This window comes from Pseudoalteromonas sp. APC 3355 (assembly GCF_030407615.1).
GTDB lineage: Bacteria > Pseudomonadota > Gammaproteobacteria > Enterobacterales > Alteromonadaceae > Pseudoalteromonas > Pseudoalteromonas distincta.
In genome coordinates this window covers 13,961-39,778 of sequence record NZ_JASDDB010000022.1, presented here as the reverse complement: position 1 = coordinate 39,778, position 25,818 = coordinate 13,961, and the positions used below count along the sequence as shown (strand labels likewise).

Annotated in this window: 27 protein-coding genes; 17 read left to right on the top strand and 10 right to left on the bottom strand. The window is 39.4% G+C overall.

All coding sequences use genetic code 11. The features are described from left to right. Window positions 1-217: 217 nt before the first annotated feature. Window positions 218-1,960, top strand: coding sequence for a potassium/proton antiporter (locus QMA08_RS19645; RefSeq protein ID WP_290175295.1), 1,743 nt, complete (start codon window positions 218-220; stop codon window positions 1,958-1,960). Between the two features lie 236 nt (window positions 1,961-2,196). Beyond that, window positions 2,197-3,855 (top strand): P-loop NTPase fold protein, encoded by a 1,659-nt coding sequence (locus QMA08_RS19640; protein WP_290175294.1) that lies wholly within the window; start codon window positions 2,197-2,199, stop codon window positions 3,853-3,855. A 99-nt stretch (window positions 3,856-3,954) separates the two neighbouring features. Here QMA08_RS19640 and QMA08_RS19635 read toward each other — a convergent pair whose 3' ends face one another. The 3 genes from QMA08_RS19635 to QMA08_RS19625 are packed head-to-tail and all read right to left on the bottom strand — an operon-like array spanning window position 3,955 to window position 5,816. Continuing rightward, window positions 3,955-4,578, bottom strand: coding sequence for a hypothetical protein (locus tag QMA08_RS19635; RefSeq protein WP_290175293.1), 624 nt, complete (start codon window positions 4,576-4,578; stop codon window positions 3,955-3,957). Next, on the bottom strand, window positions 4,565-5,173 hold the full coding sequence (locus QMA08_RS19630; RefSeq protein WP_290175292.1) for a sigma-70 family RNA polymerase sigma factor: 609 nt from the start codon (window positions 5,171-5,173) through the stop codon (window positions 4,565-4,567). Before QMA08_RS19630 ends, QMA08_RS19635 begins: the two co-directional genes overlap by 14 nt. Before the next feature lie 13 nt (window positions 5,174-5,186). Next, window positions 5,187-5,816: an energy transducer TonB gene (locus QMA08_RS19625; protein WP_290175291.1), complete on the bottom strand. Its 630-nt coding sequence runs from the start codon at window positions 5,814-5,816 to the stop codon at window positions 5,187-5,189. A gap of 156 nt (window positions 5,817-5,972) precedes the next feature. Between QMA08_RS19625 and QMA08_RS19620 the strand changes: the two genes are divergently transcribed. From QMA08_RS19620 to QMA08_RS19610, 3 genes are all read left to right on the top strand, one after another. Next, a complete protein-coding gene (locus QMA08_RS19620; protein ID WP_290175290.1) occupies window positions 5,973-6,479 on the top strand; it encodes a DUF3087 domain-containing protein in 507 nt (168 codons plus the stop codon). A gap of 34 nt (window positions 6,480-6,513) precedes the next feature. Further along, complete coding sequence (locus QMA08_RS19615; protein ID WP_039488358.1) at window positions 6,514-6,963, top strand: low molecular weight protein-tyrosine-phosphatase; 450 nt, start codon at window positions 6,514-6,516, stop codon at window positions 6,961-6,963. Between the two features lie 99 nt (window positions 6,964-7,062). Beyond that, entirely contained in the window at window positions 7,063-7,572 is a 510-nt protein-coding gene (locus QMA08_RS19610) for a hypothetical protein (RefSeq protein ID WP_002961929.1), read from the top strand. 67 nt (window positions 7,573-7,639) lie between these two features. Here the strand turns inward: QMA08_RS19610 and QMA08_RS19605 are convergent, their stop codons facing one another. Next, window positions 7,640-8,755, bottom strand: coding sequence for an energy transducer TonB (locus tag QMA08_RS19605; RefSeq protein ID WP_278383116.1), 1,116 nt, complete (start codon window positions 8,753-8,755; stop codon window positions 7,640-7,642). Between the two features lie 248 nt (window positions 8,756-9,003). On the opposite strand from QMA08_RS19605, the gene ribA reads away from it, so the two are divergent. The 6 genes from ribA to csrA all read left to right on the top strand — a co-directional run bounded on the left by ribA (window position 9,004) and on the right by csrA (window position 15,076). After that, entirely contained in the window at window positions 9,004-9,627 is a 624-nt protein-coding gene (gene ribA / locus QMA08_RS19600) for a GTP cyclohydrolase II (RefSeq protein WP_002961931.1), read from the top strand. 81 nt (window positions 9,628-9,708) lie between these two features. Further along, on the top strand, window positions 9,709-10,497 hold the full coding sequence (locus QMA08_RS19595; protein WP_024595741.1) for a BPSS1780 family membrane protein: 789 nt from the start codon (window positions 9,709-9,711) through the stop codon (window positions 10,495-10,497). Beyond that, window positions 10,497-10,949 (top strand): regulatory protein RecX, encoded by a 453-nt coding sequence (locus tag QMA08_RS19590; protein WP_002961933.1) that lies wholly within the window; start codon window positions 10,497-10,499, stop codon window positions 10,947-10,949. The genes QMA08_RS19595 and QMA08_RS19590 overlap by 1 nt, the downstream gene beginning before the upstream one ends. 19 nt (window positions 10,950-10,968) lie before the next feature. After that, on the top strand, window positions 10,969-13,569 hold the full coding sequence (gene alaS / locus QMA08_RS19585) for an alanine--tRNA ligase (RefSeq protein ID WP_008138921.1): 2,601 nt from the start codon (window positions 10,969-10,971) through the stop codon (window positions 13,567-13,569). 6 nt (window positions 13,570-13,575) lie between these two features. Further along, window positions 13,576-14,793 carry an aspartate kinase gene (locus QMA08_RS19580; protein WP_039486415.1) on the top strand — a complete coding sequence of 406 codons (1,218 nt, stop codon included), beginning with the start codon at window positions 13,576-13,578 and terminating at the stop codon, window positions 14,791-14,793. A gap of 91 nt (window positions 14,794-14,884) precedes the next feature. Then, window positions 14,885-15,076, top strand: coding sequence for a carbon storage regulator CsrA (csrA, locus tag QMA08_RS19575; RefSeq protein WP_004587515.1), 192 nt, complete (start codon window positions 14,885-14,887; stop codon window positions 15,074-15,076). Between the two features lie 50 nt (window positions 15,077-15,126). On the opposite strand, the gene QMA08_RS19570 is transcribed toward csrA, so the two are convergent. The 3 genes from QMA08_RS19570 to QMA08_RS19560 all read right to left on the bottom strand — a co-directional run bounded on the left by QMA08_RS19570 (window position 15,127) and on the right by QMA08_RS19560 (window position 16,151). Then, the gene (locus QMA08_RS19570; RefSeq protein WP_165744115.1) at window positions 15,127-15,594 is read right to left on the bottom strand and encodes a YcxB family protein; all 468 of its coding nucleotides are present in this window, start codon (window positions 15,592-15,594) and stop codon (window positions 15,127-15,129) included. A 133-nt stretch (window positions 15,595-15,727) separates the two neighbouring features. Beyond that, window positions 15,728-15,919, bottom strand: coding sequence for a hypothetical protein (locus QMA08_RS19565; RefSeq protein WP_002961938.1), 192 nt, complete (start codon window positions 15,917-15,919; stop codon window positions 15,728-15,730). 58 nt (window positions 15,920-15,977) lie between these two features. Then, the gene (locus tag QMA08_RS19560; protein ID WP_002961939.1) at window positions 15,978-16,151 is read right to left on the bottom strand and encodes a DUF1328 family protein; all 174 of its coding nucleotides are present in this window, start codon (window positions 16,149-16,151) and stop codon (window positions 15,978-15,980) included. Window positions 16,152-16,670: 519 nt separating this feature from the next. Between QMA08_RS19560 and QMA08_RS19555 the strand changes: the two genes are divergently transcribed. The 5 genes from QMA08_RS19555 to QMA08_RS19535 all read left to right on the top strand — a co-directional run bounded on the left by QMA08_RS19555 (window position 16,671) and on the right by QMA08_RS19535 (window position 21,157). Continuing rightward, window positions 16,671-16,916 carry an OadG family transporter subunit gene (locus QMA08_RS19555; RefSeq protein WP_002961940.1) on the top strand — a complete coding sequence of 82 codons (246 nt, stop codon included), beginning with the start codon at window positions 16,671-16,673 and terminating at the stop codon, window positions 16,914-16,916. 11 nt (window positions 16,917-16,927) lie between these two features. Next, window positions 16,928-18,709 carry a sodium-extruding oxaloacetate decarboxylase subunit alpha gene (gene oadA, locus QMA08_RS19550; RefSeq protein WP_002961941.1) on the top strand — a complete coding sequence of 594 codons (1,782 nt, stop codon included), beginning with the start codon at window positions 16,928-16,930 and terminating at the stop codon, window positions 18,707-18,709. Between the two features lie 13 nt (window positions 18,710-18,722). Further along, window positions 18,723-19,853 (top strand): sodium ion-translocating decarboxylase subunit beta, encoded by a 1,131-nt coding sequence (locus QMA08_RS19545; protein ID WP_002961942.1) that lies wholly within the window; start codon window positions 18,723-18,725, stop codon window positions 19,851-19,853. 142 nt (window positions 19,854-19,995) lie between these two features. Next, window positions 19,996-20,967, top strand: a complete 972-nt coding sequence (locus QMA08_RS19540; RefSeq protein WP_290175289.1) for an aldo/keto reductase — start codon at window positions 19,996-19,998, stop codon at window positions 20,965-20,967. 13 nt (window positions 20,968-20,980) lie between these two features. Continuing rightward, the gene (locus QMA08_RS19535) at window positions 20,981-21,157 is read left to right on the top strand and encodes a hypothetical protein (protein WP_007583822.1); all 177 of its coding nucleotides are present in this window, start codon (window positions 20,981-20,983) and stop codon (window positions 21,155-21,157) included. Window positions 21,158-21,231: 74 nt separating this feature from the next. On the opposite strand, the gene QMA08_RS19530 is transcribed toward QMA08_RS19535, so the two are convergent. Next, a complete protein-coding gene (locus QMA08_RS19530; RefSeq protein WP_024597684.1) occupies window positions 21,232-22,545 on the bottom strand; it encodes a peptidoglycan DD-metalloendopeptidase family protein in 1,314 nt (437 codons plus the stop codon). Window positions 22,546-22,868: 323 nt separating this feature from the next. Between QMA08_RS19530 and tyrS the strand changes: the two genes are divergently transcribed. Further along, window positions 22,869-24,068 (top strand): tyrosine--tRNA ligase, encoded by a 1,200-nt coding sequence (gene tyrS / locus QMA08_RS19525; RefSeq protein ID WP_007585427.1) that lies wholly within the window; start codon window positions 22,869-22,871, stop codon window positions 24,066-24,068. Window positions 24,069-24,131: 63 nt separating this feature from the next. Here the strand turns inward: tyrS and ampE are convergent, their stop codons facing one another. Both ampE and mtnN read right to left on the bottom strand, forming a co-directional pair. Continuing rightward, window positions 24,132-25,076, bottom strand: coding sequence for a regulatory signaling modulator protein AmpE (gene ampE, locus QMA08_RS19520; protein ID WP_182673998.1), 945 nt, complete (start codon window positions 25,074-25,076; stop codon window positions 24,132-24,134). Then, on the bottom strand, window positions 25,077-25,784 hold the full coding sequence (gene mtnN, locus QMA08_RS19515) for a 5'-methylthioadenosine/S-adenosylhomocysteine nucleosidase (RefSeq protein ID WP_024597687.1): 708 nt from the start codon (window positions 25,782-25,784) through the stop codon (window positions 25,077-25,079). Between the last annotated feature and the right edge of the window lie 34 nt (window positions 25,785-25,818).

Sequence of the window (25,818 nt, the reverse complement as noted above, 5' to 3'; positions counted from 1 at the left end):
CAAAAGCCTGCTTATTGCAGGCTTTTTTGTTTTTAAATTAAGACCGAGGCTAATACTACCAAGCTTAACGACGCTCTAGCTATTAAATAAACTATTTAAATATTGACTTAAGTACCCGTATTTATATTTTTTAGGTTATTGTATAGCATGAGCTTTAAGCTTTTTGGTAGCTATAAATTCTTACTTTTTAACTCATATAAGGCTGTAAACCCACACTATGTTTGTAATTGATAATATCATTCTCGTTAGTGCCATTTTAATTTTACTTGGAGTGATCTCGAGCAAATTATCTGCACGCGTTGGCTTACCGGTGCTGGTGCTATTTTTACTTGTAGGTATGCTCGCAGGTGAAGATGGTATTGCAGGTATATCATTCGACAACGCAGAGGCCGCACATGCTCTGGGTACTCTCGCGCTTGCTATTATTCTATTTGATGGCGGCTTACAAACGCCCACCAGTTCAATTAAACAAGTGTGGAAACCCGCGTCTGCTTTAGCAACCATCGGTGTGTTATTTACCGCTGTAATTACAGGCCTTGTGGCCACTTATATTTTAGACCTACCCATATTACAAGGTGTATTACTGGGCGCTATTGTTGGTTCTACAGATGCCGCAGCCGTGTTTGCACTTTTACGAAGTGCGGGTATTCACTTAAACAAAAAGCTTAAATCGACCCTTGAAATAGAAAGTGCCTCGAACGATCCAATGGCTATTTTTCTAACGGTTGGTTTGCTCGAAATGCTCGTTAATGACATGCCAGTAGGGCTGGGTTTACTACAGTTATTTGCTCAACAAATGGGTGTTGGCGCTATTTGTGGTCTTTTAATTGGTAAAATATCGGTTTGGTTTATTAATCGAATTAAACTAAATGCATCGGGTTTGTATTTAGTGATGGTAACCGCATTTGGACTGCTTTCATTTGGCCTTTCTGCAACGCTCGGCGGCAGTGGATTTTTAGCTGTATTTATAACGGGTGTTATTTTAGGGAACAGTAAATTTGTATATAAACGCGGTATTTTTCTGTTTCATGACGGCTTAGCATGGCTTGGGCAAATAACCATGTTTGTTGTATTAGGCCTCCTTATTAATCCGTCGTCGTTGGTTGATGTATGGTTAGAAGGATTGCTTATTGCACTGGCACTCATTTTTGTTGCTCGCCCATTAGCGGTAGCGCCTATTTTAAAACTGTTTGGCTTTAATAATCGCGAAACCCTGTTTGTATCTTGGGTTGGTCTTAGAGGCTCAGTGCCTATTATTTTAGCTATATTCCCATTATTATTTGGCCTTTCAGGGGCTGAACTTATTTTTAATGTCGTTTTTTTCGTGGTATTAATTTCAGCCACGCTACAGGGCTCAACAATGCCGTGGATGGCTAAAAAACTAAATTTAGTAGAGCCGCCACCTGATTTGGCTGCTGCAACGCTCGAAATCACAGCACTAAACGATATTGATATAGAAATTGTAGAATACACTTTAAGTGACGTTTCTCGGGTTTCTGGGCGCAGCTTGTCACATGCCGCACTGCCTGAAAGTGTGGTTGTTGCTATGATCACACGAGGTCCGTCAATCATCCCGCCACGGGGTTCAACTAAGTTAAAACCAAACGATCACTTATTTGTTGTTTTAAAACCAGATAACAGACCTTTTGTTGATTTAGTTTTTACAGCAACCGATAAAACAAACCACCAAGATAGCCACTTAGCGCACAACGAACTTAAAGTGAAAGGAGTAACGTTGGTAGGCGATATATTTTACTCTTATCACATGCAAATAGACGCCCCAGAAGAGATAAGCTTGGAAGAAGTGATCAACCAAAAGCTTTCAGGAGAAGTCAGTAAAGGCGATATTGTTGTTATTGGTAATGTGCAAATACGCGTTATAACAATGGTACATACACGCATAGTTACCATTGGCTTAAAGTACTTAAACAATCCAGAAAAACGACTTTTGAAGAAGTAATTATCAACAGAGGTTTATTAAGTGGTGACAGCACATTTATAGCGTACGTACGTAGGTTGGGTTGAGTGACACGAAACCCAACGGATCGCTAATGCAAAGAGCACAGCCAAAGCTAGTTATATGTGGTGTTTGTTGTAGGCGCATAGCTTGCTGGTGCGTCGGGTGTTAGCTCGGAGAACTCAGCGGCGATCGTTTTATATTGCACTATGAAAAAAAGATTACTTAAAAGGAATTAAATGAAAGAGATTAAAGAATTCAATTGGAGTAAAGCAACCAATCCTCCATTAGAAGAATATTTTCCTGCAGATAAATTAGATCGTGCTCGCTACGCCACATTCTTATCAAGGCTATTGGCTCAAGAGGGGTTTGACAAGAGCAGGCCTGATGATGAACAAAAGAAAAACTATGTATTAAACTTAAATGCTGAATGGGGGGCAGGTAAAACATATTTTCTTAAGCGTTGGTCACGAGAATTAATAGTAGATTTTCCTGTTGTATATATTGATGCATGGCAGCAAGACTATTCAGACGACCCATTTTTAACTGTAATTGCAGGTATTATAAAGCAGCTTAAACTTCAGGCTAAGTTTAATATAACAATACCTAAAAGTGCCGTTTCGATGTTTAAGGCTGTTGCACCTGCTATTGCACAAGGTTTAACTAAAAAAATATCAGGCATCGATTTAGATGAGCTGCACACATTACTATTTTCTGATGAAGAAATTGATAGTGACCAAAAACAAAATACTAGCAAGCCGACGGGCAGTGACTTTTCACCCGCAGTAAAGGCGCTTGCACAAAACTTGATTAAAGATCATGAAGCTAAAAATAAAAGCGTTGAAGTAATCAAAGCTAAGTTAGCTGATTGGGTCAGTAAGTTTGAAAAGCAGGAAGATAAGTCGTTACCCATATTTATTTTTATTGATGAATTAGATCGTTGCCGCCCAAGTTATGCAGTAGAAATGTTAGAGACGATTAAACATATTTTTGATGTTAAAGGTATTGTGTTTGTTGTAGCAACAGATACAGAACAACTCCAACATACAATCAAATCAATTTATGGTGAAGGTTTTGATGCTAAGATTTACCTAGGCCGTTTTTTTAATAGCCGCTATAGCTTAAAGCGACCTGTTTTAAAGGATTTTTTATCAGTACACAGCGATATTACTAAATTTGAATCTGGGTACTTAGAAAGTAAAGATATTGAGCTACTCCCCCGCACAGAAACACCGGAAACCGCTTTAGCTAATATCTCAGTTGTTTTAGATGCGTTCCAAGTGCCGCCTAGAACAGCCATTCAAATTACTGAACGGATTACTGCCATTATTGTAAATTTACCAAATGGTAAAAAAGTAGATGTACTCGTACTCGCTGTTTTGTTTTGTATCTATGAAAAAGATCACCCTCTTTATGAAGAAATTATAAATGGTAGATTTAAGAGAACAAAATTAAATAAGAAAGGTGAAACACAAAATATAAGGTTATCTGATTATTTATCAGAAAAAATACTACCCGGAGACTTAGAAAGAGATGTTATATTTTTTATTGATTCAAAATTATATAGCAAGGATCTGAACTGTATAATCAACCGCTACAAAGATACAGAGAAAATAATTAAACTAAAGCAGTACATTGAATGTTTTTTCTGCCAAATTTTTGTAGTTGAAACTTCACTTGTTTTTGCAGGATTTGGAAATACTGATACAAGGAAGTTAACTGAATTAGGGCAAGCTGAAAAAGAATTACGGGAATGCAATGACTCTAATCAGTATGAAGTGGCTAAGTCTTTGATTAAATATATTTATGTAAAAGATACATATAACAAAATTACTAAAGAACACTATCGTGATTTTATAGAGCTTTCATCACCACTTGATTACATGGGTGATAGTTAAAATATTGTGCCGTAACATTTAACTACCTCTGCGCAGCGGTAAGTGCCTCTGTGTTCTTGGTGGTAATTCTCTATTTAAATTATCACCATCCCAAACCACCTAAGCCCCACACTGCCTAACCCCAGCACCCGCATGTTTAAGCGCAATAATTTGCCCTTTACCGTTATGCGCCATAGCGAGCATATCACCCGTATTTAGACCACTTTCGACCGCGTGTTTACCCTTTAAATCACTTAACAGTGAATGCTTAATTTGTACGAGTACCTCGTCATTACAGCTGGCTATGTACCAGTCGTTATCTACCTTCACTAGAGTGCCGTATTCTATGTGACGTTGTTGGTGGCGGCGTAAATCGTTAGCTAATTGATTATCAAGCGCGTGTTTTTGCTCTGTAATAGAGCTTGCGTAGCTACCAGCTTGATTTATTTCGTGTGTTTTAATAAATGAATAGTCGTGAATGTCTATAGTCTTAAATACGCTGTTAAGCACGGTTTTAGGTGCGTGGTTAATGCCATCGTTATTATCAAACACAATAAATGCAAACACACCCAGTGCGCAGGCAAGGCTGGTTAGCTGTAGCGTAAAGCCGAACTTTTTAGGCTTTGTGTGCGTGGCCTTTTTAAGTAGCGATTTTTGCTGATCACTTGTAAGTGTAGTGCGCGCTTTTCGCTCTTTAAAGTGTTGTGTGAGCTTTTGATCAAACGGCTCATCAGGCTTGTTCATTGTATGCTCCTAATAAACGTTTAAGATTTTGCTTGGCATAGCGCAGCCTTGTTTTAATGGTCTCAAGGCTGCTTTGCGTTATAAGTTCTATGTCGGTGAGCGAAAAGCCTTCTTGTTGTAATGTTATGGCTTCGCGTTGTACAAAGTTGAGTTGTTTTAGGGCGGCGTCGAACGCTTCGTAACTTATGTTTGAGCTGCCTATATGCGAGTCTTTGCTAGTTAAGTCACCACTATTTAAGTTGTTTTCGCTTTTATCATTTTGTGCTGCTAAATGCGTGTTTTCTTCAAGCTCTACAAAGTGTTGTTGCCTGCGGTATTCGTCAATGAGTGTGTTGCGGGCAAGTTTAAATAACCACGCTTTGGGTGTGGTTTGGGCTTGGTAAAGGTGGCGTTTTTCGATTACTTTTAGCCATGTTTGTTGGCTTACGTCGTAAGCTAAATGCGTATTAGATTGCGTAACAAGGTAATGGTATAAGTCGTTACTGTAGAGAGCAATAAGCTGCTCTAAGTAACGATTGTCGCCACTTTTTGCGTAACTTGCCATGCAGTCCTTGCTTGGCGTTTCAAATAACCATGACTTAATACTTAGTAGCATAGGCTCATCGCTTTTATTGTTGTAATTTGAAGTCGAGTTGTACGGTTTGACCTGTTTGTAATTGTGCCACACCTTCAATTACTTTGGGGCGATATTTCCAGCGTTTAATAGCTCTTATTGCTTCGCGGTCAAAGGTGCGTTTTGGCTCGGCGTTAATAACTACTGGGTCGATTACCTCCCCCGTTGGCGAAATACTAAAGCTTAGTTGTACCCAACCTTCAATACCATCGCGCGCGGCTGTAGTTGGGTATTTAGGGTTTATGCGCACTATGGGTGTTGCATCCCCTGTAGGGCGATTAATGGTATTGTTAATGTCGCCACCAAAATCGTCAATTGTAACTGGCGTAAGGTCGCTAATTGCCAACACAGGATCGGCTGATGCATCAAGCGGTGGAGCTTTTTGCGGCACTTTAGGCATTGGCGGTGGCGGCTGTATTTTTTGTATATGCCTTAGCTTTGAATCCTCAGGTGCTTGAAAAATCTCTACTATAATATCGTCCCCTGGTTTAACCGGTGCGCGTTGCTCGCCACTTATTAAATATTGCATAAACGCAAAAGCTGCAAAGGTCATTGCGGCGCCGCCGATAACGGCAGTCGATGTTTTAATAAATACTGGGTTGTTAGGTACTTCAAGTGTGTGCATAAGCCGCTCCAAATTTTATTGACCACTACAATTAGGGTGTTTTCAAAGCTATAACGGGTGGCAAATCAAAAAGGGGTGAAATAATTTTATAAAAAATGTGGGGTTTAGTTACAATAGCCATTCGCATTCTTTTACTTATTAACTTTTTAGGCTGTTATGCAACTCATTGAAATAAATAAAGCGCGTTACCGTAAACATTTAAACCGTGTTATTGCAGGATGCGGTATTGGTTTGGCTGTAGGCAGCTTGGCTATATCGCAAACGCTGATTGCTTTATTTCCTGATGAAAGTGGTAGCCACTTTCATTGGAACTTAATAGGCGTTGCTATTACAAGCGTTGGGCTTGCGTGGTTACTTAATAAATACCGTACACATAGCTTTATGACTGAAGTTGTTTATGTGTGGGAGCTTAAAAAAGCACTTAATAAAGTAACCCGTAAAATGGCTAAGTTAAAAGCCGCTGGCCGTGAAGGTAATGCCGATGCGTTATTAGCGATTCACTATAGCTACGCGGGCTCTCGGTTATTGTGGCAGCTAGACGATAACCTAATCACCATGGACGATTTAGCCATTAAACAAGCTGAGCTTGAATCTGTTGCAGCGCAACATAACGTAACGCTTAATGTTGAAGATTACGATGAAAGCATTTTAAAACAATTTTAAAGCTTAGGTTTTTAAATTAGTTAGAGGAGCCTTAATGAAAAAAGTACTCATAGTGTGTTTAGGTAATATTTGCCGCTCGCCAACCGCAGAGGCGGTGTTAAAAGCCCGCGCTAAAAAGCTAGGCGTTAACGTTAACGTTGATTCGGCGGGCACTATTGGTTATCACGAAGGTAAAACGCCTGATAGTCGCTCAATGGCAGCAGGGGAGAAGCGCGGTTACAGCTTTAAAGGTATTTATTCACGTAAAGTGCGTACAAGTGACTTTACTGAGTTTGATTTAATTTTAGCGGCCGATACGCAAAACTTAGCTGATTTAAAAGCCCAGTGCCCTGAGCATCTACAGTACAAATTAGCGCTGTTTTTAGAATATGGCGAGCAAGCCCAAAGCGCTATTCCCGATCCCTATTACGGCGGCGATGATGGCTTTGAAAATGTGCTCGATTTAATAGAAGCGGCTAGCGATAAAATACTCGCTAAAATTTAATCCCTATTTTATTACTAAAGCTAAATTTAACGAGCTTTTAGTCGTATTGCATGGCGTCCCTAAAGTAAGTACATTTTATACTTACTCAAAGGGAACTTTATGAAAATAAAAATATTACTACTCACTTTATCTATCGCTTCTTGTTCTACTTTTGCTAATGATGTTAGTTTTTCGATTGGGGGTGGCTATCCTTACTTAGTTATTCCTGAGGTATCTTTATCGGCTAACGACGACACACAACGCTGGTATGCAAACTATAAACTAGGCCTTGATGATGGATTTTCTGCCGGTTTTGAACAAGCGGTTAGCGATAATAAAAAACATGCTTTTGGCGTACTTGTGGGCGCTATTGGTGCAAGAGATACAGACCAAGAGTGTGAAAGTTCAACTAATGATGTAGCAACTGACTTTGCTAATACGCTAGGTTGTGTAATTGGCGGTATTTTTGATGAAGAAACAACAAACGGCATAGGGCTTACGTACAGCTACAACTTTAATGGATTGAACAGCGCTGGTTTTAGATTAGAGCTAGATGTGGGCTACGGTAAAGCAAGCGATAGCAATGAAAAAAGAGCCGATGGCGGAATTAGCGTAAGTTATGAATTTTAACTACGTAGAATTTGTTTTAGTTGGTATTAAAAAAGGCGCTTAAAGCGCCTTTTTTAATGAGCCGCTTTTAGTGGCGGTTAATTTTAAAGTCGAGTTGTACCTGAGAAATAGCGCTAACAGGTTTGCCATTTTCAAACTTTGGCGCGTAACGCCATTGCTCAAGCGCTGCTTTGGCTGATTTTTCAAATGCGCTGCCGCCTTCAGAGCTAAGTACTTTTGGGTTTTTTACAAAGCCAGCTGCGTCTACCTCAAACTCCATAACAACTCTACCATCGGTACTAAACCTGGCTTTGTTAACTGGGTATTTAGGATTAACACGGTAAAGCGGCGTTTGCTCTTGCGATTCTTTCCATGGCACCATTTGAGCGATAGCTAGGCAATGTTTAGTTGCTTCTTCGCTTTTACCTTGCTTTTCGTACAGGCCTACAAGCTTTGAATGAGCTGTTAGCTCTGCACTGTGATCAAAGTTTAAGTTACTATCGAATACAGTAACTATACGGTTTAGCCTTTCAATCGCTTGATTGTATCTTTTACGACCCTCTGCGAATGAGGCCATTAAAAAATCGGCTTTTATGCGCTCTAGTGAGTTTTCAGGTAAGTTTTCTTGGTAGTATTCGTCGGCTTCTTCTAGGTAGTTTTTAGCCTCACGATATTTTTTAGAACTAAACTTTTTAGCCAGTAGCGTTGCAGCTTCAAGTTTCATGTCGGCTACAAACTTAGGGTTATTTTGTGTTTTAGCTATACCTATTACTTGTTCTAAAAAGTTAGCTGCTTTGTAAGCTGATGTTGTGTAGTTAGCTTGGCCGAGCAGTGCATCAACTGTTTCTATTGATTGTTTGCCGTGGTTTGCAGCTAAAATAGTATGTGCTTCATCATAAAGTGCAAAACGTTGTTCGTTTAGCTCATCGCCGTAGCCTTTAATAGCTTTAGCGTAGTTAATAGCTAAGTTAGCCGTATTGTCGTCGCTTTTACCGTAAACGGCTTTACCTGATGTGTAAGCAAGTTTGGCAGTTTGTTGTACGTTTTCGTCTGCTTTAACTGCTGCTAAATAGCTTTGGTATGCTTGGTTAAATACCGCTTGAGGATCGCTTGCTTGGCTGGCGAATGCTTTAGTGCTTAAAGTTGTTGCGCTTAAAGCAGACAAACTTAAACCTATAAATAAAGCGAGTTGCTGACGTTTCATAATAATCCCTATCGTTGTTTAAAATACAAAATACCAAACGTGCCTATAGGTGTCACTGATTAAGGTAAATCAACGTAAATAACATTGGCGGTTATTTGTATTAATTTATTGCTAATAGTCATTGAAAATAACGCCTGTCGTCGCCATATAATTGCCATAAACAGTCTTGTACTACGGTGTATTTATCCTATTTTGTGATACTATCACTTTATTGTCGTGTCGTAGTTATTTAAATATTTGGATTTGTCGTGGCGCAAGTAAGAGCAAGAGTCCAGCTTAAAGTTGGCAGAAATAGTGATATCCCTGCAGAAATAATCTCATTTACTGATTTAAAAGATGGTAAAGAACATATTGCTATGGTGTTTAACAACGCCGATACAGAGCAAGATGTACCGCTAATTCGTATGCATTCAGAATGCTTAACGGGCGATGTATTTTACTCATCTCGTTGTGATTGTGGTGAGCAGCTAAATGAATGTATTGAAATGATGCACGAGCAAGGCGGTATTTTATTGTATTTACGCCAAGAAGGCCGTGGCATTGGTTTATACAACAAAATAGACGCTTACGTATTGCAATCGCAAGGTATGAACACCTACGAAGCTAATAATCATTTAGGCTTTGCTGATGATTTACGTGACTTTTCGGATGCGGTATTAATGCTCAATGCGCTTAATTTAAGTCACGTTAAATTAATGACTAATAATCCTAAAAAGCTTAATGCATTAAAAGATGCCGGTATTAATGTTGACTCGGTTGTGGGCACACATGCGCACATAAAAGCGGGTGTTGCGGGTAATAAATCGTACCTAGAAACAAAAATTAAGCATGGCGCGCATATGTTAGATATTAAGAAAATTAAAAAACCTTAATCATTTAATTACGTTTCGTCTATTAATCCCCCCTCACGCCAAGTTATACTTGGCGTGTTTCGTTTTAAATTAAGAGCAAGTATGTCTACACAATTACGAATTTTTAAAGCCGATGCAGGGCTAAAGTGGTTAAAAGCCGGGTGGCTTATTTTTAAAACCCAGCCAGCAACCTTTATTTTTATGCATTTATTTATTGGCATTGTAGGGCTGCTATCTTTATTTTTACCGCTGCTGCAAGTAGTAGCAGCACTCGCTACGCCATTTTTAACAGCAGGGTTTTACCAAGCGGTGCTTAGTAAGCAACAGGGCGGAAAAATTATGCTAGCCGATATTCTCAAGCCATTTACGGCTAAGGGAAATCGTTTAGGGTTATTACGTTTAGCACTTTATCAAATGGGTGCGGGTATTTTAATGGCGTTACTTGCTAATGGCTTATTTGCCGATGCAGTGGCTGTTATGAGCCAACCAGGACTTGATCCAAACGTGGCACTTGAACAAATGCTTGAGAGTATTTCGGGCGCGAATGTAATTTTATTTTTTATGGCAATGCTAATTTACTTAACTGCATTTGCGTACGCTGTGCCACTTGTTTATTTTAGTAAGGAAACACGCATTTTAACGGCGCTTAAAAAATCGTTAATGGTGTTTTATCATAACATTTTGCCACTTGGCGTTTTTGGCCTTATTTGCGCATTATTTATGGCGCTTTCGATGTTCTTGTCGTTCTTACCACTGTTGATTTTAATGCCGATTTGCTACATTAGCTTTTTTGTATCTTATCAAGCCATTTTTATGCCTGTTGTACCATTAAGTGACGACATTAATGTTAAGCCACTTAGCAGTGAAACAAGCGGACGTTTTGACGCTTAATGGATGATAAATTAAAGCAAAAACTAAAAAACTATGTACTTTGGTTACTAGGGCGCCAAGAATATTCGCGTCGTGAGTTAACGCTCAAATTACAGCAAAAAGAAGCGACAGAAGAGTTTATTGAAACGCTGCTTGATTGGTGCGAAAAGCACAATTTTATTAACGAGCAGCGATACTGTGAAGGCTTTGTAAGAAAACACATATTTAAATGCCACGGGCTTAAGCGAATACAAAGCGAAGCTATGGGCAAAGGGATTGATCGTTCGCTACTTGAAATGGTAGTTGAAGAGCTTGAAATAGATTGGTTTGAGCTTGCGCAGGATGCGTACAATAAAAAATATTCGAATACACCGCCAGATCTCGATTACAAAGATAAAGCTAAGCGCGTGCGCTACTTAATGTATCGGGGTTTTAGCTACGATGAAATTAATTTTGCAATGCAAGCACAGTAAATACAGGTGAGACTTTCAAATGCAGCACATGACTACCGCACAAATTAGGCAACAGTTTTTAGACTTTTTTGCCAGCAAGCAACATCAAATAGTACCTTCTAGCTCGCTTATACCGGGTAACGATGCCACGTTGTTATTTAATAATGCCGGCATGGTGCAATTTAAAGATGTATTTTTAGGCGCAGAAAGCCGCCCTTATACACGTGCGACAAGTTCGCAGCGCTGTGTACGTGCTGGCGGTAAGCATAACGATTTAGAAAACGTAGGCTACACTGCTCGCCACCATACATTTTTTGAAATGTTAGGTAACTTCAGCTTTGGCGATTACTTTAAGCAAGACGCGATTAAGTTTGCGTGGGAGTTTTTAACTGAGGTTGTTAAATTACCTCAAGAAAAACTGCTTGTTACTATTTATCACGATGATGAAGAAGCGTTTGAGTATTGGTCAAAAGATATTGGCTTAAGTGAAGATCGTATTATTCGTATTGCGACCTCTGACAACTTTTGGTCTATGGGCGATACCGGTCCATGCGGTCCGTGTTCTGAAATATTTTATGACCATGGTGAGCATATTTGGGGCGGACCTCCGGGCACTCCAGAGGAAGACGGCGACCGTTTCATCGAAATTTGGAACCTTGTATTTATGCAATACAACCGTCAAAGCGACGGTACAATGTTGCCTCTACCTAAGCAATCTGTTGATACGGGAATGGGCCTTGAGCGTATTTCTGCTATTTTGCAGGGTGTGCATTCAAACTACGAAATCGATTTATTCCAAGGCTTAATTGCAGCAGCTGCAAGTGTAACTAACGCGCAAGATATGGACGATAAGTCACTACGCGTAGTGGCGGATCATATTCGTTCGTGTGCGTTTTTAATCTCAGACGGTGTTATGCCATCTAACGAAGGTCGTGGCTATGTACTACGTCGTATTATTCGTCGTGCTGTGCGCCACGGTAATAAGTTAGGTGCACAAGGTTCGTTTTTCTATAAGTTAGTTGCTGCGCTAATTGAGCAAATGGGTCAAGCGTACCCAGAGCTTGCTAAGCAACAAGAAATTATCGAAAAAGTATTACGCATTGAAGAAGAACAGTTTGGTAAAACACTTGAACGTGGCTTAGCTATTTTAGAAGAAAGCTTAAGTGACCTTAAAGGCGATATTATACCGGGCGACTTAGTATTTAAACTTTACGATACGTATGGTTTTCCAGCTGATTTAACGGCCGATGTTGCGCGTGAGCGCCAGATGACGATTGATCATCAAGGCTTTGAAGAATGCATGGCTGTACAACGTAAAACAGCGCAACAAGCGGGTAAGTTTGGTGCTGATTACAACGAGCAATTAAAATCAGAAAAGCTTACTGAGTTTAAAGGCTACGACAGCACGCACCATAGCGCGACAGTGGTAGAGATTTTTGCTGGTGGCGAAGCTGTTCAGTTATTAGAAGATGGTCAACAAGGTATTGTAGTATTAGACCGCACACCGTTTTACGCTGAATCAGGCGGCCAAACGGGCGACACGGGTACTATTACAGTTGCTGGTGGCGAATTTAATGTTACTAATACCACTAAACTTGGTAATGCTTTTGCTCACCACGGTACTGTGCAAGGTCGCATTGGTGTTAACGATAAAGTGGATGCGACTATTGATGATGCACGCCGCGATAGCATTAAGAAAAACCACACAGCTACACATATTTTACACGAAGCACTACGTCAATTATTAGGCGACCATGTAGGCCAAAAAGGCTCACTTGTTCAGCCTGATCGTTTACGTTTTGACTTTTCGCACTTTGAAGCGGTTACTAAAGATGAGCTACGTGAAATTGAGCGTGTAGTTAATGACGAAATTCGTCGTAACTTTGCACTTAATACTGAGCTTATGGCTATTGATGATGCTAAAGCGAAAGGTGCTATGGCGTTGTTTGGCGAAAAGTATGATGACGAAGTACGTGTAGTTACTATTGGCGACTACTCTATTGAGCTTTGTGGTGGTACTCACGTCGAGCGCGCAGGCGATATTGGTTTATTTAAAATAGTGTCTGAAAGCGGTATTGCAGCAGGCGTTCGCCGTATTGAAGCGGTAACTGGTGCTGATGCAGTTGCTTATGTTAGCGAGCAAGAGCAACAATTACATGATGTAGCTGCTTTAGTTAAAGGCGATAGCGCATCGGTACTTGAAAAAGTAACCGCGTTACTTGAAAAGTCTAAAGGTCTTGAAAAGCAAATTGCGCAACTTAACGATAAGTTAGCAAGTGCGGCGGGTGCATCTTTACTTGATTCGATTGTTGAAATTAACGGCGTTAAGCTACTTGTAGCAAATGTTGAAGGTACTGAATCTAAAGCACTTCGCGGTATGGTTGATGACCTTAAAAACAAAATTGGCTCAGGTGTTATTGCACTGGGTGTTGCCAGTGGCGACAAAGTAAGCCTAATTGCTGGTGTAACTAAAGACTTAACAGGCAAAGTAAAAGCCGGTGAGTTAGTTAACCACATGGCAGGCCAAGTAGGTGGTAAAGGTGGCGGTCGTCCAGATATGGCACAAGCTGGTGGTAGTGAGCCACAAAACCTTGCTGCTGCACTAGATAGCGTTACAGCTTGGTTAACTGAGCGTACTTAAGCCTAAGTGGCGCTTATTGTTCAAAAATTCGGTGGCACTTCGGTCGGCTCAATAGAGCGAATTGAAGCGGTCGCCGACCTTGTTGTAAAAACCAGACAACAAGGACATCAAGTGGTTGTGGTGCTCTCGGCTATGTCGGGAGAAACCAACCGCTTAATTAATCTCGCCAAACAAATTGATACTCGCCCGAGTAGCCGTGAACTAGATGTACTAATTAGCACCGGAGAGCAGGTTTCTGTATCACTACTTGCTATGGCTATTATAAAACGTGGCCACTCTGCTGTGAGCTTATTAGCCGATCAAGTCAATATTTTAACCGATAACATGTTTGGTAAAGCTCGTATTGCAGAGGTTGCTGCTACGCGTTTGAAGCATGAGCTTGAGCATAATCGTATTGCTATTATTGCTGGGTTTCAGGGGCGTGATGTTGAGGGCAACATTACAACGCTTGGGCGCGGCGGCACCGATACATCGGCTGTAGAAATAGCTGCGGCTATAAAAGCTGACGAATGCCAGATCTATACAGACGTTGACGGCGTATATACTACAGATCCTCGTGTTGAACCTAACGCGCGCAGAATGAGCCAAGTTACCTTTGCCGAAATGCTAGAACTGGCAAGTTTAGGGGCGAAAGTTTTGCATATTCGCTCAGTAGAAGCCGCAGGAAAACATAATGTGCCACTTAGGGTGCTTTCGAGCTTTAATCCCGATGAAGGTACATTAATAAGTTTTGAGGAGAACGATATGCCAAGCAAGGTTGTATCGGGGATTGCGTTTAATCGTGACGAATGTTTAATTAAGGTACAAGGTGTGCCAACGGGCACGCAATATCTTTCAAAAATATTGAAACTTTTTGCCGAAAATGGCATCGAAATAGATATGATTAATCAAGTTAATCATAACTTTGAAAAAATAGACTATGCTTTTACTGTGCACTCGAATGATTATCTGCAAGCACTTGAATTATTGAGTGAAGATCAAGCTCAGCTCAGTGCTCAAAATGTAAGCGGATTGCAAGCAGTTGCTAAAGTTTCTGCTGTTGGCATGGGTATGAAATCACATTCTGGTGTCGCTAGTTTATTTTTTGATGCATTAGCGCAGGAAAATATTAATGTGGTTTTAGTCTCGACTTCAGAGATTAAAATTTCAGTTTTAATAGATGAAAAGTACTTAGAGTTGGCTGTTCGTGCATTACACAAGGCATTTTTAACAGAAAATGGATAGATTGCGAGTTTTTACTTACTTTTCAGTCTAATTTTCATTAGTATGTTTAAGCGGAATCTTATAATTTTTATTGGAACATGGGAGCAAGAGAATGCTAATACTAACTCGTAGAGTAGGTGAAACCCTAATGATTGGTGACGAAGTAACAGTTACTGTTCTAGGTGTTAAAGGAAATCAAGTTCGAATCGGTGTTAATGCACCAAAAGACGTATCAGTGCATCGTGAAGAGATTTACATGCGCATACAAGCTGAAAAGTCGAACCCTAATCCGGGCAATGCTTAATCAACACGTATACGTAGTTGAGTAATTAACTCAACTAGACTAAAAGCCACTCACTGAGTGGCTTTTTTGTTTATAAAAGCGAGTGTTTCAGGGCTAAGTATTTGTTTTGATATGTACTGCATGCCGCTTTTGTTTTTAATAATAATACCTTGCTGGGTGTCTATTACTTCGCTTATATTTTGCCATTCTAATTGATAGCTTTTGTAATGATTAGCAGATTTAATACCTTCTTCATCAAAGGTAAGTGTTACCTCAGAGCCTGATGCTCTGCTGAGCATTTGTCTGGTTACCCACCATGGTCTGCGATAGTAAAAAGCGACGCATTCGAGTACCGCTAACATGATCATAAACGATCCTAAGTAATGATCGTCTAAAACATAAATGCCAAATAAACCAAGCGCAACTAACAACACAAGTAAAAAGTATTTAGGTTTTGCACGCTTACTATAAGGGAGTGACTCATCAAAACACTCGTAAAAGTAGGGTTTATCTAATGTGTAGGTGGTTGTGAATGCCATTTTGCCTTGCTTTAAATATCGTTTTTTTTATTTTAACAAGCTAACTGCTAAATGAGCAGCTTTATAGTCAGTGATTTTATTACTGGCACAAAAAAACGGCTCGAAAGCCGTTTTTTTAGCGGTACAAGAAGAATTAACAGTTAGTTTCTTCAGCGTTCACGCCTTCTTTAACATTTTCACATGCATCTTCAACAGAGTTTTGCACGTCAGTTACTGCTTCGTCGATACGTTCGCCAGCATCTTCTGCATGGTTGTCTTCACAACCCATCATGAAAAAACCTGCAAATACTGCGATTAGTGCTGCTTTTAAAGTTGTAGAGTTCATAGTGTAATTCCTTGTAAGTATTAATTAAATTTTAGTGTTTGTTAGTTGAATGCTTTATCTACCTGGGTGATTTACCACGTAGTGCACCTGAAACTAATGAAATCACTAAAAGTACTAAAAAGATAAAAAATATAATTTTTGCTATACCAGCTGCGGCACCTGCGATGCCACCAAAACCTAACACTGCAGCGATTAAAGCAATAACTAAAAATGTAATTGTCCAGCGTAACATTGTTTTCTCCTTGGTTATCAAATTTGCTCATAATAACTAATGCCAGTTATATGCCAAAGTTTATTTATTATAAATATCAATTGGTTATGGTTTTTTGCTGTTACTCTAGTTATTAGTTGCTTAGTAACTTTTACGCTTTGTTATGTAAGTTATTCACACTGTTGCAAATAACTGCTAAATGTTCACTAAATAAACTCGTTTTGGTAAGACCAATTAACAATTGGTGTGTGGCTTTGCATTTAATATTAAGAATTAGTGTTTATTTTTACTTATCTTGATAGTTAATTAACAACTTCCATATAACTATTAGCTATAGTCGTTATTTCTTGTATGTATTGTAGAGCGCGTGATTGCTGAGTTATAGCATGTAAATTAATTGAGTGTTATGTTGTTTATTGTTTAATTGGTTTTACCAATTTACAAGATGTAGACAAAGCGATTAGTTTTGTTATTATCCAGTGAATAAATATTTAATTAAATCGATTTTTTATTTTCGATATGGGTTTCAAGGGGAGAAAAATGGATATAGGTGCTCTACTCACAACGGCTGGTAACTTAATGCTTACTGGCATGGTTGGGGTGTTTGTATTTCTGTCGATATTAATTGGTGCAGTAACGCTTATGTCTAATTTGGTGACGCGCTTTAGCGAACCTGACGTGGCGACACCAGTTAAATCACCATCTTTTAAATCTCAAGGTGTGCCTAATGAGCACATCGCTGCTATTAGTGCTGCCATTGCTCAGTACAAATCAAATAATAAATAAGGGGCACACACATGGCTAAATTAAAATTAACAGAATTGGTATTACGCGATGCTCACCAATCATTATTAGCAACGCGTATGCGCCTAGACGATATGCTACCGATTGCTAGCAAATTAGACGATGCGGGTTATTGGTCTATTGAATCGTGGGGCGGTGCTACATTTGACTCGTGTATTCGTTATTTAGGCGAAGATCCTTGGGAGCGTATTCGTGCACTTAAAAAAGCGATGCCTAATACTAAACAGCAAATGCTATTACGCGGTCAAAACTTATTAGGTTACCGCCATTACGCTGATGACGTAGTTGAAAAGTTTGTAGAACGCGCACATAAAAATGGCGTTGACGTATTTCGTATATTTGATGCAATGAACGATGTTCGCAATCTAGAAACAGCTATTAAAGCGGCTGTAAAAGTGGGCGCTCATGCTCAAGGTACTATTTCGTACACAGTTAGCCCAGTTCATACACTTGATATGTGGTTAACTCTTGCAAAGCAGCTTGAAGATATGGGTTGTCATTCAATTTGTATTAAAGATATGGCGGGTTTATTAAAGCCGTACGATGCTGAAAAACTAATTAAAGCACTTAAAGAAACTGTATCTATTCCAATTGCTATGCAGTGCCACGCTACAACAGGTTTAAGTACTGCTACTTACCAAAAAGCAATTGATGCTGGCATTGATATGCTCGATACCGCTATTTCATCAATGAGTATGACTTATGGACATTCTGCGACTGAAACTATTGTATCGATAGTTGAAGGAACTGAGCGCGATACTGAGCTTGATTTAAACCACCTAGAAGAAATTGCTGCTTACTTTAGAGATGTACGTAAAAAATATGCGGCATTTGAAGGTAGCTTAAAAGGGGTTGATGGGCGCATTTTATTAGCTCAAGTACCTGGTGGCATGCTTACAAACATGGAAAACCAACTTAAAGAGCAAGGCGCAGCCGATAAGCTTAATGAGGTTTTACTTGAGATCCCACGTGTACGTGAAGATCTTGGCTTTTTACCTTTAGTAACACCAACGTCGCAAATTGTTGGCACTCAAGCGGTACTTAATGTGCTAACGGGTGAGCGTTATAAAACCATTACTAAAGAAACTGCTGGCGTATTAAAAGGTGAATATGGCTTAACACCAGCACCAATGAATAAAGAGCTACAAGAGCGCGTGCTTGATGGAGCGGAAGTTATTACTTGTCGCCCTGCTGATAACATTGCACCTGAGCTTGCAACGCTTGAAGCTGAGTTATTAAAAGAAGCACAAGAGCAAGGTTTAACACTTGCTGATGATCAAATTGATGACGTATTAACTTATGCATTATTCCCACAAGTTGGTTTGAAGTTTATTAAAAACCGCAACAACCCAGATGCATTTGAGCCAGTACCTTCTGTTGAAGATAAAAGCAGTAAAGCACCTTCTAAATCAGTTTCAAATAGTAACAAAGTGAAGGCTGAGCAATACAGCGTAAAAGTAGATGGTAAAGTTTATGACGTAGTAGTAGCGCAAGGTGGTGAACTTAAAGAAGTAACATTAAAAGACTCTGAGCACATTCCTCAATCTGCTTCGGTTGCATCAGGTGAAACACTTAATGCGCCTCTAGCCGGTAATATTTTTAAGATTAAGGTAAAAGCTGGGCAAGTTGTTAACGAAGGCGATGTAGTGATTATTATGGAAGCCATGAAAATGGAAACTGAAATACGCGCTACGCATACCGGAACAATTGCTGAAGTGTTAGTTAGTGAAGGCGATGCTGTAACTACCGGCGACGCTATGATTGCATTAGCTTAGGAGTAAATAGAGGATGGAAGGTATTTTAAACCTCTGGAATGCGACAGGCATTGCTAACTTTACAATCCCATCGTTAATAATGATTGCGGTAGGGTGTTTATTACTGTTTTTAGCGATAGCTAAAGGCTTTGAACCACTATTATTACTACCTATTGGTTTTGGTGCAATTTTAACAAATGTACCAGTGGCAGGTTTGTCAGACCCAGGTGGGCTTTTGTACTACGTTTATTATGTGGGTATTGATACGGGGATTTTTCCGCTGTTGATATTTATGGGAGTAGGGGCGCTGACCGACTTTAGCGCGCTTATTGCAAATCCACGTATGTTGTTATTAGGTGCGGCTGCACAGTTTGGTATTTTTGCTACATTGTTTGGCGCTATATTACTTAACTATGTGCCAGGTTTTGAATTTACTCTACAGGACGCATCGGCTATTGCCATTATAGGTGGTGCCGATGGGCCAACAGCAATATTTTTAGCATCAAAACTGGCACCTGATTTACTAGGCGCAATAGCAGTAGCTGCGTATTCATATATGGCACTTGTGCCAATTATTCAGCCGCCAATTATGCGTGCATTAACAACCCCAGAAGAACGTAAAATAAAAATGCCAGAGCTTCGCAAAGTATCTAAAAAGGAAAAGATTATTTTTCCTCTTATGGTACTTAGTTTAACTGCTATGTTTTTACCGGCTGCTATACCGCTTGTAGGTATGTTTTGTTTAGGTAACTTAATGCGAGAGTCGGGTGTTGTTGATAGATTAAGTAACAGTGCTCAAAACGAAATCATTAATGTTACAACTATATTTTTAGGCTTAGCTGTTGGTTCAAAGCTTGCTGCAGATAAGTTTTTAACTGTTGAGACGATTGGTATTTTAGTGCTTGGCGCACTGGCTTTTGCAATTGGTACGGCATCTGGCGTATTTATGGCAAAAGGACTTAACCGTATATCTAAAACACCTATAAACCCATTAATTGGGGCAGCAGGTGTATCGGCTGTGCCAATGGCGGCACGAGTAGTTAATAAAGTTGGCCTTGAAAGTAACCCACATAACTTTTTACTTATGCATGCAATGGGACCCAACGTAGCGGGTGTACTTGGTAGTGCAGTTGCTGCGGGTATTTTATTAGCACTTGTTGGCTAATAATTAACGTGGTAGTTAATAAATGATTTAGCGCAGTTTACTGCGCTTTTTTTTGTTCTTAATTTGTTCACCGCTAAATGGTTTCTTGTTCAGCACTTTTTGTTTACAGTAACAGCTCTTCAAAATTTTAAGGATAGTTATCATGCTTCACACACCTTTAGCAAAGCACTTGCCTCATGTTAGTAAACTTGTATTCGGATGCATGGGTCTGGGAGGCGGTTGGAATAAAGACGCAATCACTGATGCACATGTTAAGCAAACTCATGAATGCATAGATAACGCTATTGAAGGTGGCATTAACTTTTTTGACCATGCTGATATTTATACTTTTGGTAAAGCAGAACAGGTTTTTGGTAAAGCATTAAGTGAGCGACCAGAGCTTAGAGAGCACATGTATATTCAATCTAAGTGTGGGATTCGTTTTGAAGATGACTTAGGGCCAAAGCGCTATGATTTTTCATCAAAGTGGATTGAGCAATCAGTTGAAGCATCATTAAAACGATTAAATACAGATTATTTAGACGTACTTATGCTGCATCGCCCTGATCCACTCATGGAAGTTAACGAGATTGCTCGTATATTTAGTTGCTTAAAAGAAAGCGGTAAAGTGCGCAATTTTGCAGTGTCTAATATGCAGCAGCACCAAATGAACTTTTTACAACATGCACTTGATATGCCGATTGTGGCTAACCAAATTGAGGCTAGTTTACAAAAACATCAGTTTGTTGATGAAGGTGTATATGCCGGTAACAGTGACGGTAAAGATCTTAATTTTACGCCAGGTAGTATTGAGTACTGTCGCCATTTTGAAATCCAAATTCAAAGCTGGGGTAGTTTATGCCAAGGCTTGTACAGTGGTAGTGATTTATCAAACGCATCTCAGGCAGATATCAACACCAGTCTTTTAGTTAATAAGCTGGCTGCACTTTATGAAACCTCTGCTGAGGCAATTGTACTTGCATGGTTGCTTCGCCATCCCGCATCTATTCAGCCAATTATTGGAACAACTAATGCTAAACGGATTAAAGCCTCTTGTGATGCTGTAAACGTAGAGCTAACTCGTGAGCATTGGTATGCACTTTATGTAAGCGCTAAAGGCCACGAATTACCATAAGTAGGGCGTTAATATGAACATATTCGTTATTTTAATTGGTTTGTTTGTTGCGCTGGCGATACTTATACCCTTGCTTGAAAAGTATCAAAGTAAAATAGGGCTCAACGGCGCAACCAAATACAGTAAATATATTTGGCCATTAGTGATGGTGTCTTTAGTTATTCAGCTCATTTATGTACTGATGTACTAATGGTTAATAGCGTATACAAAAAAGCCTTTGCAGGTTAAACCTGCAAAGGCTTTTTTAATGTTTATTGATAAACTTTATTTAAGTGCTAACTGTAGCTCGCGATTGCGCTCAAGCTGGGCAATAAAGTTATCAGCAATAGGTTTAAACTTGGCAAGTTCTGAGCGAGGTAATGGCTCTGACTTAGGAAGTTTTACAGTTTTAGGATTACGGTGAACGCCATTTACTAAAAATTCATAGTGTAAATGTGCACCAGTAACACGACCTGTAGAGCCTACAGTACCAATTTGTTGGCCCTGTTTAACTTTTTGGCCCGTTTTAACTAGCTTCTTATTTAGGTGTAAGTACTTAGTTACATATTGCGTGCCATGGCTAATAAATACGTAGTTACCGTTGTACTTGCTGTAACCGGCTTTAATTACTTTACCGTTACCAGATGCAACAACTGGTGTGCCAGTGCGTGCAGCAAAGTCGATACCACGGTGCGCTCTAACTTGCCCAGTAACAGGGTGTAAGCGGCGAGGATTAAAGCTCGAACTAATATACTTAAAGCTTACAGGTGCACGTAAAAATGCTTTTTTCATGCTACGCCCTTCAGGCGTATAAAAATTGCCGTCGGTATGGCGAATAGCTGCAAAGCGCTGACCTTGGTTTACAAATTCAGCTGCAATAATCTTACCGGTACCAATAAACTCGCCATCAACATAGTGAGACTCGTAAATTAAGCCAAATACATCGCCTTTACGAATGTCGTTTGCAAAATCAACATCCCAACCAAATATGTCAGCAAAGTTCATTATTTGGCGTTCGCTTAAACCTGCTGCAATTGCTGAAGTCCAAAAGTTATTAGATATTTCGCCGCCAGCGGTTTTGGTTAGCGTTTCAATTTCTTTGCTATCAATAGCTGTATCGTAATTACCTTCTTCGTTTAAGGTAACAAATAAAGTATCTGTTTTTGAAATTACATAGCGCAGTTGAGCTAAGGAGCCATCTTCAGCTGTCGCAAAACTAAGTATTTCACCTGGGTGAATTTTAGTCAGTTTGCGAGTCTCTGCATTAGTGTTAATTAGTTTATGAAGCGTTTGAGCCGAAAAACCAGCACGCTTAAAGATAATTGCTAAATTGTCGCCATTTTTAACTTTATGATCGACAAAGTCGTATTCTGGTAACTTTTCTGCTGCTTGCTCTGAATTTAACTCAGTTAATTTTTCGTTGTTATCAACTTTAACTTGTAACTCATAGCGCTTACCAATTTCTAGTGCATTTGCACTATTGTCTTTGGATGCAGTGGCTTTTTCAGAAGGAAGAAAGGCTAAGCCAACAATAGCAGAAACCAAACCTAGAATAAGCAATTTGTGTTTTTTGGGGAGCGTGTGAACCACGTGAACCATAACGTGCCTTTTTCTGCTGTCAAGATAATAAATACATAATATTGCAGGATATACTTAATAATGTACGAATACTAGTGTTTTGTAGATTTAAACTGACCTTAAACTACGCTAAAATCGGGCTTAGAAAGCCTTTTTTAACGCTCTACCTAGCTAAGACTCAATTGATTTAGTTTAGTTGCATGAATCACTTAAAAAGTTGTTTTAATTAGGTAGAAATTTGTTATGTTAGCTACATCTATTTATTCGGTTTAAACCTTTATTAAACCGTGACTACGCAAGTAACTAGTCGCCCCTTCGTCGGCAGAATTTTGGAGTAATACACAGTGGATTTACAAACCGCTCTAGCAGAGATAAAACGCGGTGCAGAAGAAATATTAATTGAAGACGAACTAGTTGAAAAACTAAAGTCGGGCAAGAAGCTAAAAATAAAAGCAGGCTTTGATCCTACAGCGCCTGATTTACACTTAGGACACACTGTACTAATTAATAAAATGAAAACCTTTCAGGATTTAGGTCATGAGGTTATTTTCTTAATTGGTGACTTTACTGGCATGATTGGTGACCCAACGGGGAAAAACGTAACGCGTAAACCACTTACTCGTGAAGACGTACTAGCCAATGCCGAAACATATAAAGAACAAGTATTCAAAATTCTAGATCCTGCTAAAACCACTGTTGCATTTAACTCTACTTGGATGGAAAAGTTAGGCGCTGCAGGCATGATTAAACTTGCTGCAAACCAAACCGTAGCACGTATGCTTGAACGTGATGACTTTAAAAAGCGTTATGGAAGCGGCCAACCAATTGCAATTCATGAGTTTTTATATCCACTGGTACAAGGTTGGGATTCGGTTGCACTAGAGTCAGATGTTGAACTAGGCGGTACTGATCAGCGCTTTAACTTGTTAATGGGCCGTGAGCTACAAAAAGTAGAAGGTCAAAAGCCGCAAACAGTATTAATGATGCCATTACTTGAAGGTACTGACGGCGTTCAAAAAATGTCTAAGTCGCTTGGTAACTACATTGGTATTACTGATGCGCCTAACGATATGTTTGGTAAAATAATGTCAATTAGTGATGTGCTAATGTGGCGTTACTACGACTTATTAAGTGCGCTTTCTATTGAAGAAATTGCAGCTCAAAAAGAACGTGTTGAGCAAGGTACGAATCCGCGCGATATTAAAATTGAACTAGCTAAAGAGCTAATTGCTCGTTTTCATAGTGAAGCTGATGCACAAGGTGCACATGATGATTTTATTCAGCGTTTTCAGAAAAAAGCGTTACCAGATGAAATCCCAGAGCTAACAATCACTATTGCAGAAGATACTATTTTAATTGCTAACTTGCTTAAAGAAGCAAATTTAGTAGTAAGTACATCAGAAGCAATGCGTATGATTAAGCAAGGTGCAGTTAAACTTAACGGTGAAGATAAAATCACTGATACCAAACTTGAAATAGCAAAAGGCACAACGGCTATTTACCAAGTAGGTAAACGTAAGTTTGCAAACATCACTGTAGCTTAAGCACAGTTTAAAAACTAAAAAACCAGCCTCGGCTGGTTTTTTTGTGCTCGTATTTTGAGCCCTTTAAATCAATTTTAATATTTCAATGCTGGCTATCACTAACAACCAAAATACACGGGCCTGATTTAACCTATTAATTATTACAGGTACATCCTCGGGTGTAGGTAGTCTATCAGTACCAATACGCATTTTATTAAAGCGAGTGCCTAAATAAACTGCAGGCCCGCCCAACTGCACGCCAAGTGATGCAGAACATGTGCTTAAGAGCCAACCTGTATTTGTTTGATAAAAATGCCTGCCATAATGCTTTATATAATGCATGCTTTGTTTGCTTGCTCGACTTGCTGCAATAGTTAAAGCGAGTAAGCGCATCGGAATATATTCAATAATAAACAAGAGTGTTTTAAGCGGTTTTAAAAAGTAACTATTTGGGGGGATATCACTACGCCATGCTTGTTGTATTAAGGTAAGTAACCGATAGGCAAGGGCAGCTATAGGGCCAAATGCTAAAAATATAAATATGACTACGAAATAGTATCGAGCGGTGCGCAGTATTAAGCTCTCAATTAATGCTTTGATAATACCAGCTGATGAAAGTCTATTAACTTCACGGGCGAGCAGTGGCTTTAGTAATTCGCGTGCTGTGGATTTTTGATTTTGTTTAGTTAGCTTTGCAATGCGAAGTGCTTTTTTATCAATGCTCTTACTTTCTAGGCATAAATATAAAATAAGACCTGCGAGTAATTCAGGGTAAAAAGCAAACTCGAGTAGTAACACTACAATAATGAGAATAACACTTAAAATAAGTGAGCTTGCGAGTATAGCTGCCAAATATTGATAGCTTTTAGGTTCTTTGCTTTTGTATATACGTTTGCCAATAGCACTAAAAACAGCATTTAACGCCGTATTAGGATGATACCAGCTAATAAGGGGAATAAAGCGCTCAGCAAGGAGCGCTAGTATAAAGGCAATAAAGTCCAAGTGATTTTGAACAATATTGCTAAGCATTTACAAAGATACTGCTGTTAGTTTTTCTAAAAGTGCAACAACCATTTTAGATGAGTTGATTGATGCTGTTTCTAGGTATTCTTCAAATGATTGTGGTGACTCTTTACCAGCAATATCAGACATTGAGCGAATTACAACAAATGGTGTGTTTAGCGTAAAACACGTTTGCGCAATTGAAGCGCCTTCCATTTCAACAGCAAGCATTGTAGGAAAATCACTACGTGCTTTATCAATGCGTATAGGGTCACACATAAATGTGTCACCAGTACAAATTAAGCCAACGAGTGTTTTAACATCACTGATTTGTTCGATAGTTTGCTGTGCTGCTTCAACTAATTTAGGGTGTGCTGCAAAGCCTGCCGGCATTTGTGGTACTTGGCCAATTTCGTAGCCAAAAGCAGTTACGTCTACATCGTGGTGACGTACTTCTGACGAAATTACGACATCGCCAACACTAAGAGAAGGATCGAATCCACCGGCTGAGCCTGTGTTAATTATGCAATCAGGTTTGAAGTTATCGATAAGTAAGGTAGTTGCAATAGTTGATGCGACTTTACCAATACCAGATTGAACAAGTGTCACCGTGTTACCAGCCAACTCGCCAGTATAAAAAGTGAAACCTGCTTTAGTTAAAATTTGTGGGTTTTGCATAGCTTCACGTAAAATTTTAACTTCTGGCTCCATTGCGCCAATAATACCAACATTCATAAAGTTTAATTCCTGAGTTTGAATCACTTGATTA

Bases quoted from the DNA above. Each gene is read 5' to 3' on its own strand.
- QMA08_RS19645 (WP_290175295.1), top strand. From the start codon at position 218: ATGTTTGTAATTGATAATATCATTCTCGTTAGTGCCATTTTAATTTTA.
- QMA08_RS19640 (WP_290175294.1), top strand. From the start codon at position 2,197: ATGAAAGAGATTAAAGAATTCAATTGGAGTAAAGCAACCAATCCTCCA.
- QMA08_RS19635 (WP_290175293.1), bottom strand. From the start codon at position 4,578: ATGAACAAGCCTGATGAGCCGTTTGATCAAAAGCTCACACAACACTTT.
- QMA08_RS19630 (WP_290175292.1), bottom strand. From the start codon at position 5,173: ATGCTACTAAGTATTAAGTCATGGTTATTTGAAACGCCAAGCAAGGAC.
- QMA08_RS19625 (WP_290175291.1), bottom strand. From the start codon at position 5,816: ATGCACACACTTGAAGTACCTAACAACCCAGTATTTATTAAAACATCG.
- QMA08_RS19620 (WP_290175290.1), top strand. From the start codon at position 5,973: ATGCAACTCATTGAAATAAATAAAGCGCGTTACCGTAAACATTTAAAC.
- QMA08_RS19615 (WP_039488358.1), top strand. From the start codon at position 6,514: ATGAAAAAAGTACTCATAGTGTGTTTAGGTAATATTTGCCGCTCGCCA.
- QMA08_RS19610 (WP_002961929.1), top strand. From the start codon at position 7,063: ATGAAAATAAAAATATTACTACTCACTTTATCTATCGCTTCTTGTTCT.
- QMA08_RS19605 (WP_278383116.1), bottom strand. From the start codon at position 8,755: ATGAAACGTCAGCAACTCGCTTTATTTATAGGTTTAAGTTTGTCTGCT.
- QMA08_RS19595 (WP_024595741.1), top strand. From the start codon at position 9,709: ATGTCTACACAATTACGAATTTTTAAAGCCGATGCAGGGCTAAAGTGG.
- QMA08_RS19590 (WP_002961933.1), top strand. From the start codon at position 10,497: ATGGATGATAAATTAAAGCAAAAACTAAAAAACTATGTACTTTGGTTA.
- alaS (WP_008138921.1), top strand. From the start codon at position 10,969: ATGCAGCACATGACTACCGCACAAATTAGGCAACAGTTTTTAGACTTT.
- csrA (WP_004587515.1), top strand. From the start codon at position 14,885: ATGCTAATACTAACTCGTAGAGTAGGTGAAACCCTAATGATTGGTGAC.
- QMA08_RS19570 (WP_165744115.1), bottom strand. From the start codon at position 15,594: ATGGCATTCACAACCACCTACACATTAGATAAACCCTACTTTTACGAG.
- QMA08_RS19565 (WP_002961938.1), bottom strand. From the start codon at position 15,919: ATGAACTCTACAACTTTAAAAGCAGCACTAATCGCAGTATTTGCAGGT.
- QMA08_RS19560 (WP_002961939.1), bottom strand. From the start codon at position 16,151: ATGTTACGCTGGACAATTACATTTTTAGTTATTGCTTTAATCGCTGCA.
- QMA08_RS19555 (WP_002961940.1), top strand. From the start codon at position 16,671: ATGGATATAGGTGCTCTACTCACAACGGCTGGTAACTTAATGCTTACT.
- oadA (WP_002961941.1), top strand. From the start codon at position 16,928: ATGGCTAAATTAAAATTAACAGAATTGGTATTACGCGATGCTCACCAA.
- QMA08_RS19545 (WP_002961942.1), top strand. From the start codon at position 18,723: ATGGAAGGTATTTTAAACCTCTGGAATGCGACAGGCATTGCTAACTTT.
- QMA08_RS19540 (WP_290175289.1), top strand. From the start codon at position 19,996: ATGCTTCACACACCTTTAGCAAAGCACTTGCCTCATGTTAGTAAACTT.
- QMA08_RS19535 (WP_007583822.1), top strand. From the start codon at position 20,981: ATGAACATATTCGTTATTTTAATTGGTTTGTTTGTTGCGCTGGCGATA.
- QMA08_RS19530 (WP_024597684.1), bottom strand. From the start codon at position 22,545: ATGGTTCACGTGGTTCACACGCTCCCCAAAAAACACAAATTGCTTATT.
- ampE (WP_182673998.1), bottom strand. From the start codon at position 25,076: ATGCTTAGCAATATTGTTCAAAATCACTTGGACTTTATTGCCTTTATA.
- mtnN (WP_024597687.1), bottom strand. From the start codon at position 25,784: ATGAATGTTGGTATTATTGGCGCAATGGAGCCAGAAGTTAAAATTTTA.